The sequence below is a fragment of the Phytopseudomonas argentinensis genome, assembly GCF_900113905.1.
GTDB lineage: Bacteria > Pseudomonadota > Gammaproteobacteria > Pseudomonadales > Pseudomonadaceae > Aquipseudomonas > Aquipseudomonas argentinensis.
The window spans coordinates 511416-521479 of sequence record NZ_FORC01000003.1 but is presented as its reverse complement, the minus strand read 5'-3'; the positions used below and the strand labels follow the sequence as shown (position 1 = coordinate 521479).

Genomic DNA, 10064 nt, shown 5'->3' with positions numbered 1-10064 from the left:
TTAGGCCGCAAAGAGCTGGCGGCTAAAGCCGCTCCTACAAAATTGTGAACGGCCGCTCCCGTCACATAGCACTCGACATTGATAAAGCCGGCACGAAGACCGTAAGCAGGTTCTTAGGCTCAAAGAGGAAAACGCCTTGTCCGATTAATCACAAAGTGCGATGGAGAGCCGCCTGGGCGCGTGCTATTACAAAGCCAGTGGCGAGTGTATCCCACCTGGGCGTCGGCCCCCGGCCGATTTATCCACAGGCCGATCACGCCGCTGGAACGTCTGGAAATAACCGCTCTCGAGGATCAGGGAAGTGCCTCTCTCAGCTGGGTCTGGCTCGGCTTACCGGCAGCGAGGCGCTGCCGCCGTCGAGTTCTCGATCGCCTTCATCATCTTTTTCCTGATCCTCTACGGGCTGGTCGGCTACAGCATCCCGTTCCTGCTCGGCGCCACCTACCAGGAGTTGGCCAGCGAAGCGCTGCGTGATGCCATTCGCTCCCCCGATACTCGCGCACCTACCCCTGAACAAATCGCCCTTTATCAGCAACGCGTGCAGCAGAGCGTGCGCAACTCCTGGCTGCCGACAGCCTGGGCGCAACCCTGCGAGGGTTATGACGGCTTTCTGAAAACCGGCTCGGTGTGGAGCGTGTGCGTGCGCCACGGTGATCCGGAGCGCATCATGCCGCCCTTCTCCATATTCGGCTGGAAGGTGCCGCAGTTGCCGGACGAGATCCGCGGCGAAGCGAAAATCCGCCTGTATAGCCACGGGGCGGGAGGCTGAGCATGCTCAGCTATTGCCCCGGGCGTGACCGCCAGCGAGGCGCCTTCAGCATGCTGAGTGCGGCGACCCTGGTCATGGCCATCCTGTTCCTAGCCCTGGTGATCGATAGCGGCCGGCTGTACCTCGAACAACGCAACCTGCAGAAACTGGCGGACACCGCGGCCCTGGAATCCATATCACGGCTGGCCTCCGGCAACTGCGCGCTGGATACCGCCCTCGCCCACGTGTATGCCGTGGAAAATGCCGCTTCCTATGGTTTCGTCGAGGGCGCCGCACGCTCGCTGAGTTCATCCTGTGTGAGCGTCTCGATCATCGACGGCCTGCGCGTGCCAGCTGCGGACGCCGCCAATGGCCGGGCGGTTCGCGTGGTGACCAGCAGCCAGGTACCGGCCAGCATCGTGGTGCGCAGCGGCGGCCTGTTCGGGCTCAGCGACAATGACAGCGTACGCCTGCAAGCCGTCGCGGTAGCGGAGAAAGACAGCGACCCGCTGACGGTGTTCAGCGTCGGCGCGCAGCTGCTGGACCTCGATACCAATGGCCTGTTGCCCAGGTTACTCACAGCCGCCGGCGTGAACGTCGGCACGCTGACAGTGCTCGATTCGCAGGGGCTGGCGAACACCCGGATCACCCCGGCCGGTTTGCTGCAGGCGCTGGGTGTGAACATCGGCGTCAATCAGTTGCGGGCCTTGACCCCTGAGGGCCTGGCGAACCTGGTGGATACCCGGGTCGGGGCGGTGGGCATCCAGAGTCTGGTCGACGTCTCTGCCAACCTGGCCCACCACGATCAGGCGCTGGCCGCGGATATCAGGGCACTGGGCTCCACGCTGGCAAACTCGCAGTTGAAGAGCGCCACGGTAAACCTGTTGGCGACAGAGCAACGCCCCGGCCTGTTGAAGCTGATAACCGCGCCCGGCCAGGCAGTGGGGTCGGCACTGGATGCCAGGCTGGCGTTAGGCGATGTGTTATCCACAGGCCTGCTAACTGCCGTTCAAGGGCGCGGCCTGTTGATAGATCAGCTGAATCTTCTCGCTCTGGTAAAGGTGGAACTGGGCATCGTCGAGCCGCCAGCCATTGGCATCGGCCCCGTGGGCACCACCGCCTTCAACGCCCAGACACGCATGCATATCGATATCGACAGCACCAGCGTGCCCCTGGCCAATTCCCTGCTGAGGATGCTCGGCACCTCCATCAAGCTGCCGATCATCCTCGACCTGGCGAGCGCCAAAGGTGAGCTGACAGCCATCGACTGCTCGCGTGCAGAGCCCGAAGCGACCATCGAAGTCGAATCCACCGTCGGCAATATCTGCATCGGCACCATGCCCAGTGGTTCACTGTGGTCGACCCGCGCCAGCTGTACCGAGTCGAACCTGCAGGAAGCCAGCATTCTAAGGTTGCTGAACGTCGACCTGATCAAGGGCAAGGCCGCCGTACCGCTGATCGCTACCGGCAATAATCCGGTTCGCGATGAGCTGACGCTCGCCGAACAGGAGTCCGATATTACCCAGGTCAACAATCTGAAAATCGGTGACTCGATAACCAACCTGCTCGCCCAGGTCAGCAAGATGATAGGGACTGGAGCACCGACGGACGCCAATGGTTATCCCGGCTTCACGCCGACCCAGGCCGCTCAGATCGCGGACAGGTACCTGGCGACCTACCCCAACAAGGATGCCATTCGCGCTGCCATGAAGGCCGACGGGCTGACCTGGCCTCGCCCGGTCGCGCTGCTGCTGGATTCCACGATGCCCGATGAATGGTACAGCAAGTTGCCATTGACCAATTGCACCAGCAACAAGGCCCAATGCCGCACCGAACTGATCACCTCGTTACAGACCAAACCGCAGGGCGGGCTGCTCAGCAACGTGCTCACCAGCCTGGCTGCCTCCCTTGGCCTGAGCAACAACTCCCAGCCTTTGCTGCTTACCATCCTCAACCCGGTTCTCGATGTGCTCAAGCCACTGCTCAACTCGGTGGGCAGCGCCGTCAGCAGCCTGCTCGCCAACCTTGGCCTGGATCTTGGTAAGAGCAAGATCAAGGTTCACAGCATCAGCTGCGGCATCCCGCAGTTGATCCATTGAGGTGGGCGATGAAAAAGGCGAGCAAGTCCCAGCAAGGCGCCGTGGCGATCGAGTTCGCCATGCTGTTCGCGGTGTTCTTCGTGGTGGTCTACGCGATCATCGCCTACAGCCTTCCCATGCTGCTGATGCTGACCTTCAAGCAGGTCAGCGCCGACGCGGCCCGTGCGACGCTGCAGGTCGATCCGGGCAATGCCGCCTACAGTCAGCTGCTCAGTCGGGAAATCACTGCCGTGGTGCAACGCAGCTGGCTACCGGAAGGCTGGCGCAGCGGCGATTGCCCGGCGCCCGAGCAGGACGCCGCCGGCCTGAACTGGAGCCCGTTGCCGGGCCATGCCGGCCAGCCGTCCTACGGCAATATCGCCCTCGACAACCGGGATCCGCTCGCCCCCCGTTATGTGCTGCACGTGTGCCTACAACGCCGTTACAACCCCGATGGCGCCAGCGAGCAGCGGGCCATCGTGCCCACCTTGCGGCTGCTGGGCATCAGCATTCCCGGCCTGCCCGAGGAAAACGGCGAGGTGGTCATCCGCGGCGCCACCACCGTGACCCTCTGAGCAGGGCGTGGGTCAGGCGCCGATCACTCCACCGTCGTCGCGGCTGATCACCACCACCGTCGAGCGGGGGTGCACGCCAGCCTGGTGGTCGGGGAAGCTCGAGCCGCCCTCTTCACCTGGGTGCTGAATGCCTACGAACATGCTCCTGTAGTCCGGCGAGAAGGCCAGGCCGGTTACCTCGCAGCCCACCGGGCCGACCATGAAACGGCGAATTTCGCCGGTGTGCGGGTCGGCGCAGAGCATCTGGTTGTTGCCCATGCCGGCGTAGTCGCCCTTGTTGCTGTACTTGCCATCGGTCTGGATCCACAGCCGGCCGCCACCATCAAAGCCGACACCGTCCGGGCTGTTGAACATGTTGTCGGCATTGATCGCGTGGCTACCTGCCTGGGGCGTGCCGGCGTGTACCACCGGGTTGCCGGCGACCACGAACAGGTCCCATTGGAAATCCATGGCGGCGGCATCGTCGCCGTGCTCGCGCCAGCGCAGGATCTGCCCGTACAGGTTGTTGGCCCGCGGATTCGGGCCGCCGACCGGCTGGCCGGGCTCGCCGCGCTTGCTGTTGTTGGTGAGGGTGCAATAGACCTGACCGTCCTTGGGGCTGACGGTGATCCACTCGGGGCGATCCATGCGTGTAGCGCCGACATGGGTGCCAGCCTGCCGCGCGCGAATCACCACCTCGGCCTGGTTGGCAAAGCCATGCTCGGCAGTCAGACCATGCTTGCCAGCAGTGAGCTCGATCCAGCGACCCCGGCCTTTGGGATGATCGGCGTCGCCATTGCCCTCGTCGAAGCGCGCCACGTACAACGTGCCCTGGTCGAGGATATGCCGATTGGCCTTGGCGTCATCGCGGTCCAGACGATCGCGGGTGATGAATTTGTAGATGAACTCGCCGCGCTCGTCATCGCCCATGTACACCACCACGCGGCCATCGCCGGTGGTGGCCAGCGCCGCGTTCTCATGCTTGAAGCGGCCCAGGGCGGTGCGCTTGATCGGCTTGGCGGTCGGGTCGAATGGATCGATCTCGACGATCCAGCCATGGCGGTTCAGCTCGTTGGGATTCCTGGCGATATCGAAGCGCGGGTCGAAGCGGTGCCAGTCGTTCTCGGCGCTGGCATGCAGCACGCTGAAGCGCTTCTGGTCGGGGGTGAACTGCAGGTTGGCATCGCTGCTGCCAAAGCAGTCGCTGAAGTTTTCTTCGCAGGTCAGATAGGTACCCCAGGGCGTCTTGCCACTCGAGCAGTTCTGGAAGGTGCCCAGCACCTCGATACCAAGCGGGTCGGCCGCGGTCTTGAGCAGCTCATGGCCGCGGGCCGGGCCACTCACCTCTATCGGCAGGTTGCCATGCACCCGGCGGTTGTATGGCGAGCCCTGCACGAAGGCCCAGCCGTCCCCACCGCGACGCACCTCGATCACCGTCACTCCCTCGGCGTTCTGTGCCTTGCGCACGTCCTCGGCGGATTTCGGCAGGCCGCCATGGGCCAGCAGATAGCGGTAATTCACATACTCGTTGTTGATCGCCATCAGCGCGCGATCGGGGTCGCCAGGCCAGGGAAAGAAGCTCATGCCATCGGTATTGTCACCGAACTGCAGCAACTGCTCGGCCGCACTGTTGCTGCCGTCGCCCTTGAACGCCGGGCCACCCTTCTGCAACGGCTGGCCCCAGCTGATCAGCGGGCGGAACGAATAGCCGGGCGGCAGGGTGATGGTATCGGCCGTGGCGGCAGGCAGATTGGCGAAACCCAGCAGCGGGCTGGCGACGGTGCTACTGATCGAATCGGCCAATACGCTACGGCTCAGCAAACCGCCGCCAAGAAACAGCGCCGCGCCGGTCAGCGCCCCGGCACCGATGAACCGGCGACGGGAAAGGGTCAGGCGTTCGAGGTCGGTCAGTTGGTCATCATGCATCACGGCGCTCCAGCGTTGTTCTGATGCGCAGGCACGCTAGGCAAAGAAGATGACGATTGGATGACGATTCGGTGAATGGTCTTTTTCCACAGCATTGAGTGAACGCAGCTGGCTACCCACATTTATCGTGGTCGAAGCTGTGGATAAGCTGGGAGCCAAGCTCTATACGCCTAGTAACACGGCCTATACAGGAGGTTGTGCAGTATTTGATCAGCACCCTGTCGTTATACACAGATACCTTGGATAAGATCTTTCATCACCTGTGGATATATATCTATGAGCCAGTAATGACGCTAGCTGTATCTGTACTGTTCAAAATTTAACCAAAATTCTCTCAGCTGCGGTAAAAAATATAGGCATAGGCGATCAAGAGATATATGATTTATATATGAAACGTATAGAGGGCTCACCATGGGTATCGTCAATATCGAAGATGCACTGCACGATCAGATCCGCCGAGCGAGCAGCGTGTCGCATCGCTCCATCAACGCCCAGGCCGGGTTCTGGATTCGTATTGGCATGCTCTGCGAGATGAATCCGACCTTGAGCTTCAACGAGGTGATGGCTGCCGAACTGCGCGCTGCCGGTGTATCGGCGCCTGGCCTGGCGAATGCGTCATGATCAAGACGCCGGAAGAAATCGCCTTGATGGCCGAGTCCGGCAGGCTGCTGGCCCTGGTATTTGGCCATCTCGACCAGCTGGAGCTGCGCGGCATGTCGACCATGCAGGTCAATGACCTTGTGGATAACTTCATTGTCCACAGCCTTCAGGCGCGTCCGGCGAGCAAAGGGCAATACGGCTATGCCTATGCCTTGAATGCCTCGCGCAATCAGGTGGTCTGCCACGGCGTGCCTAGCCCGACCGAAATACTTCAAGATGGCGATCTGGTGAATTTCGACATTACCCTGGAAAAGAATGGCTACATCGCCGACTCCAGCAAGACCTACCTGATCGGCAAGGTGTCGCCCGAAGCGCAGCGGCTTAGCCGGGTGACCTACGAAGCGCTGTGGAAAGGCATCGCTGCGGTGCGCCCGGGCGGCCGCTTGGGCGATATTGGCCATGCCATCGAACGCCATGCCCGCGCCCATGGCTATACGGTGGTGCGCGAATACTGCGGCCACGGCATCGGCAAGCAGATGCACGAAGCACCGGAAGTGTTGCACTGGGGCAAGGCTGGAACTGGCCTGATCCTGCGCGAAGGCATGACCTTTACCATCGAGCCGATGATCAACCAGGGCAAACCCGCCACCCGAACCCTAAGCGACGGCTGGACGGTAGTGACCACCGATGGCCTGCTGTCCGCTCAGTTCGAGCACACCGTGGCGGTCACGGCCGATGGCGTGCGGGTGCTGACCCTGAGAGCGGATGAAACGCCGCTGCGCTGATACGCTTCAAGCGTTCGAAGCCGGCGGTAAATCCCCTACCTGCGCATTCAGCCCGTGTCCGCCTGTGCCCAGTCAGGTATCCAACTTCACCAGTACCCACGGCAGCATCAGCTGGGTCAGCGGGCCGATGCCGAAGGCGAACAGCAGCGTGCCGATGCCCAGTACCTTGTAGCCGGCAAGCAGGGTGCCGACCAACAACACGCTCAACTCGATAGCGGTGCGCATCGAGCGCAGCGAGTAACCGGTCACCCGATGCAGGCCGGTCATCAGGCCATCGCGCGGGCCACGGCCTAGCTGGGCGCCGATGTACAGCGCCGAGCCGAAACCGCACAGCAGCACGCCGCCCAGGGTCAGTAGCAGGCGCCAGATGAAGCCTTCCGGCGCCACCAGCAGCTGCAGGGTGAGGTCCGCCACCAGGCCGATCACCACCGCGTTGGCGAGGGTGCCGAGGCCGGGGATTTCCCGCAGCGGAATCCACAACAGCAGCACCATGAAGGACACGCCAACCACAATCCAACCGAAGCTCAACGGCAACAACTTGGCCAGGCCGACATGCAGCGCATCCCAGGGCGATAGCCCGAGGTTGCCGCGAATCATCATCGCCATGGACATGCCGAAGAAGGCCAGGCCGACGAACAGCTGCAGCAGACGTAGCGGCAGGTTGCCGGCACGCAGTTGCGCCAGTGGCCCGAGCTGGGCCAGCACGGGCTTGTTGCGCATCACTCCACCGTGACCGACTTGGCCAGGTTGCGCGGCTGATCCACATCGGTGCCGCGCAGCACCGCCACGTGGTACGACAGCAGTTGCAGCGGCAGGGTATAGAGGATCGGTGCCAGCGCATCGTGGATATGCGGCATGTTCACCACGTGGGTACCCTCGCCATTGCTCATGGCAGCGCTGGCATCGGCGAACACGATCAGCTCGCCGCCACGGGCACGAACCACCTGCAGGTTGGACTTGAGCTTGTCGAGCAGGTCGTTGTTGGGTGCCACGGTGACCACCGGCATGTCCGCGTCGACCAGGGCCAGCGGGCCGTGCTTGAGCTCACCGGCCGGGTAGGCCTCGGCGTGGATATAGGAAATTTCCTTGAGCTTGAGGGCGCCTTCCATCGCCACCGGATACTGGGCGCCACGGCCGAGAAACAGGGTGTGGTGCTTCTCTGCGAACAGTTCGGAGACCTTCTCGACGATCTTGTCCATGGCCAGGGCTTCGTCCAGGCGCGCCGGCAGGCGGCGCAGCTCGTCTACCAGCTCGGCGGCGACACCCGCTTGCAGCGTGCCCTTGACCTGGCCGAGGGCCAGGGTCAACAGCATCAGGCCGACCAGTTGGGTGGTGAAGGCCTTGGTGGAGGCGACGCCAATCTCGGGGCCGGCATGGGTCAGCAGGGTCAGGTCGGACTCGCGCACCAGCGAGCTGATGCCAACGTTGCAGATCGCCAGGCTGGCCAGGTAACCGCCATCGGCCTTGGCGTTACGCAGGGCGGCCAGGGTGTCGGCGGTTTCACCGGACTGGGAGATGCTGACGAACAGGGTGTCCGGCTGCACCGCGACGCGGCGATAACGGAATTCGCTGGCCACTTCGACCTGGCAGGGGATGCCGGCCAGCTCTTCGAGCCAGTAACGGGCGACCATACCGGCGTGGTAGCTGGTGCCGCAGGCGACGATCTGCACGTTGCGCACCTTGGCGAACAGCTCGGCAGCCTGTGGCCCGAAGGCCTGTACCAGCACATGGTCAGTGCCCAGGCGGCCTTCCAGGGTGCGCTGCACGACGGTGGGCTGTTCGTGGATTTCCTTGAGCATGAAGTGGCGGAACGCGCCCTTGTCGGCGGCATCGGCGCCTTCGTGGTACTGCACCGCTTCGCGCTGCACCGGGTTGCCGTGGGTGTCCCAGATCTGCACGCTGTCGCGGCGGATCTCGGCGATATCGCCCTCTTCCAGGTACATGAAACGGTCGGTGACCTGGCGCAGGGCCAACTGGTCGGAGGCGAGAAAGTTCTCGCCCAGGCCCAGACCGATCACCAGCGGGCTGCCACTGCGCGCGGCCAGCAGGCGATCCGGGTTGGCCGCACTGATCACCGCCAGGCCATAGGCGCCGCGCAGTTGCTTGACCACCGCCTTGAGGGCGTCGGCCAGGTCGCTGTGGCTCTTCAGGGTGTGATCGAGCAGATGGACGATGACTTCGGTATCGGTATCCGAGCTGAAGACATAACCCAGGCCCTGCAGTTGCTCGCGCAGCGGGCCATGGTTTTCGATGATGCCGTTGTGCACCACTGCCAGTTGGTCCCCGGAAAAGTGCGGGTGCGCATTGTTTTCGGTAGGCACGCCATGGGTGGCCCAGCGGGTGTGGGCGATGCCCAGGCGACCCGGCAGCGGTTCGCTGTCCAGCGCCGCTTCCAGCTCGCTGACCTTGCCCACGCGACGGCGGCGCTGCAGGGTGCCCAGGTCATCGATCAGCGCCACACCGGCACTGTCATAGCCGCGGTACTCGAGGCGCTTGAGGCCCTCGACCAGCACGGCGGTGATGTTGCGTTCAGCGATGGCGCCTACGATGCCACACATAAGGTTCTCCTCAGGATGCGTCGGTGGCCGCGCAGATCAGCTGGATCCCGCGGGCCAAGAGTTGTTCGCGCGCCTCGCTGTCGAGGCGCTCGTCGGTAATCAGGGTGTGCACGCTGCCCCAGGGCAGCTCGAGATTGGGAATGCGCCGGCCGATCTTGTCGCTCTCGACCATGACGATCACTTCACGGGCCACCTCGGCCATCACGCGCGAAAGGCCCAGCAGTTCGTTGAAGGTGGTGGTACCGCGCTGCAGATCGATGCCATCGGCACCGATGAACAACTGGTCGAAGTCATAGGAGCGCAACACCTGCTCGGCGACCTGGCCCTGGAAGGATTCGGAATGCGGATCCCAGGTGCCGCCGGTCATCAGCAGCACCGGTTCATGCTCGATATCGCGCAGGGCATTGGCCACGTTCAGGGAATTGGTCATCACCACCAGCCCGGGCTTGTGGCCCAGCTCGGGGATCATCGCCGCGGTCGTGGTGCCGCTGTCGATGATGATCCGCGCGTGCTCACGGATGCGCGCCACCCCCGCCCGGGCGATGGCCTGCTTGTAGCGGGAAACCGGCTGGCTGCTTTCGACCATCATTTCCTGGGGCAGCGGCACCGCGCCGCCATAACGGCGCAGGAGCAGGCCGTTGGCTTCCAGTGCGGCGAGGTCCTTGCGAATGGTCACTTCGGAGGTGGCGAAACGCTTGGCCAGGGCGTCGACGCTCACCTCGCCCTGCTCGGCGAGCAAGGCAAGAATGGTGTGACGACGTTGCGGCGTGTTGCGTTTGGACATGCTTAAGTTTCGATTCGAAAGATAATGGCGC

9 protein-coding genes are annotated in these 10064 nt (G+C 63.2%); 5 read left to right on the top strand and 4 right to left on the bottom strand.

Going from position 1 to position 10064, the window contains the following annotated elements; genetic code table 11:
• Positions 1–301 precede the first annotated feature (301 nt).
• The 3 genes from BM154_RS16940 to BM154_RS16930 are packed head-to-tail and all read left to right on the top strand — an operon-like array spanning position 302 to position 3401.
• Positions 302–769, top strand: coding sequence for a TadE/TadG family type IV pilus assembly protein (locus BM154_RS16940; RefSeq protein WP_074886652.1), 468 nt, complete (start codon positions 302–304; stop codon positions 767–769).
• Positions 770–771: 2 nt separating this feature from the next.
• Positions 772–2847, top strand: a complete 2076-nt coding sequence (locus tag BM154_RS16935; protein WP_074886649.1) for a pilus assembly protein TadG-related protein — start codon at positions 772–774, stop codon at positions 2845–2847.
• An 8-nt stretch (positions 2848–2855) separates the two neighbouring features.
• Entirely contained in the window at positions 2856–3401 is a 546-nt protein-coding gene (locus tag BM154_RS16930; RefSeq protein WP_074886645.1) for a TadE/TadG family type IV pilus assembly protein, read from the top strand.
• A gap of 12 nt (positions 3402–3413) precedes the next feature.
• Here BM154_RS16930 and BM154_RS16925 read toward each other — a convergent pair whose 3' ends face one another.
• The gene (locus BM154_RS16925; RefSeq protein ID WP_074886641.1) at positions 3414–5306 is read right to left on the bottom strand and encodes a PhoX family protein; all 1893 of its coding nucleotides are present in this window, start codon (positions 5304–5306) and stop codon (positions 3414–3416) included.
• 411 nt (positions 5307–5717) lie between these two features.
• Here BM154_RS16925 and BM154_RS16920 point away from each other — a divergent pair, with 411 nt between their 5' ends.
• Together BM154_RS16920 and map are read left to right on the top strand one after the other, a co-directional pair.
• Entirely contained in the window at positions 5718–5927 is a 210-nt protein-coding gene (locus BM154_RS16920; RefSeq protein WP_074886638.1) for a ParD-like family protein, read from the top strand.
• On the top strand, positions 5924–6691 hold the full coding sequence (gene map / locus BM154_RS16915) for a type I methionyl aminopeptidase (RefSeq protein WP_074886635.1): 768 nt from the start codon (positions 5924–5926) through the stop codon (positions 6689–6691). The genes BM154_RS16920 and map overlap by 4 nt, the downstream gene beginning before the upstream one ends.
• 72 nt (positions 6692–6763) lie before the next feature.
• On the opposite strand, the gene yczE is transcribed toward map, so the two are convergent.
• From yczE to BM154_RS16900, 3 genes are read right to left on the bottom strand one after another with little or no spacing between them, the layout of a single operon-like run.
• Positions 6764–7411: a membrane protein YczE gene (gene yczE, locus BM154_RS16910; RefSeq protein ID WP_074886632.1), complete on the bottom strand. Its 648-nt coding sequence runs from the start codon at positions 7409–7411 to the stop codon at positions 6764–6766.
• The gene (gene glmS / locus BM154_RS16905; RefSeq protein ID WP_074886629.1) at positions 7411–9249 is read right to left on the bottom strand and encodes a glutamine--fructose-6-phosphate transaminase (isomerizing); all 1839 of its coding nucleotides are present in this window, start codon (positions 9247–9249) and stop codon (positions 7411–7413) included. Before glmS ends, yczE begins: the two co-directional genes overlap by 1 nt.
• A gap of 10 nt (positions 9250–9259) precedes the next feature.
• On the bottom strand, positions 9260–10033 hold the full coding sequence (locus BM154_RS16900) for a DeoR/GlpR family DNA-binding transcription regulator (protein WP_013793549.1): 774 nt from the start codon (positions 10031–10033) through the stop codon (positions 9260–9262).
• Between the last annotated feature and the right edge of the window lie 31 nt (positions 10034–10064).

Excerpts from the sequence above, each read along its gene's own strand:
- BM154_RS16935 (WP_074886649.1), top strand. The coding sequence starts at position 772 with ATGCTCAGCTATTGCCCCGGGCGTGACCGCCAGCGAGGCGCCTTCAGC.
- BM154_RS16930 (WP_074886645.1), top strand. The coding sequence starts at position 2,856 with ATGAAAAAGGCGAGCAAGTCCCAGCAAGGCGCCGTGGCGATCGAGTTC.
- BM154_RS16925 (WP_074886641.1), bottom strand. The coding sequence starts at position 5,306 with ATGCATGATGACCAACTGACCGACCTCGAACGCCTGACCCTTTCCCGT.
- BM154_RS16920 (WP_074886638.1), top strand. The coding sequence starts at position 5,718 with ATGGGTATCGTCAATATCGAAGATGCACTGCACGATCAGATCCGCCGA.
- map (WP_074886635.1), top strand. The coding sequence starts at position 5,924 with ATGATCAAGACGCCGGAAGAAATCGCCTTGATGGCCGAGTCCGGCAGG.
- yczE (WP_074886632.1), bottom strand. The coding sequence starts at position 7,411 with ATGCGCAACAAGCCCGTGCTGGCCCAGCTCGGGCCACTGGCGCAACTG.
- glmS (WP_074886629.1), bottom strand. The coding sequence starts at position 9,249 with ATGTGTGGCATCGTAGGCGCCATCGCTGAACGCAACATCACCGCCGTG.
- BM154_RS16900 (WP_013793549.1), bottom strand. The coding sequence starts at position 10,033 with ATGTCCAAACGCAACACGCCGCAACGTCGTCACACCATTCTTGCCTTG.